This window comes from Streptococcus pseudopneumoniae (genome assembly GCF_001072665.1).
GTDB lineage: Bacteria > Bacillota > Bacilli > Lactobacillales > Streptococcaceae > Streptococcus > Streptococcus pseudopneumoniae_S.
The window spans coordinates 1-238 of the sequence record NZ_JVJI01000087.1 but is presented as its reverse complement, the minus strand read 5'-3'; the positions used below and the strand labels follow the sequence as shown (position 1 = coordinate 238).

Annotated in this window: 1 protein-coding gene; it reads left to right on the top strand. The window is 30.7% G+C overall.

Annotated elements, in window-relative coordinates; genetic code table 11:
• On the top strand, positions 1 to 238 hold a 238-nt coding region (locus ADH52_RS04735; protein ID WP_049510403.1), incomplete at both ends, for a TipC family immunity protein.

Sequence of the window (238 nt, the reverse complement as noted above, 5' to 3'; positions counted from 1 at the left end):
TTTAACAATAGTAGTATTACTTGTATCAGTTTATTTTTACTTTTTTCCAAAACAACCTAAAAACATTTTTGATGAAATTTACCAAGAAACGGAGAAGACCTATCGTACAAATAATATTTTAAGAAACATAGATGGCTTTAAAATCAGGGCAGGTTGGCCTAATGATAGTGAATACTTTGCATACACCCCTTCAGGGAAGTATCAAACTCATCCTGAAGGTTATAAAGACATAAGTATT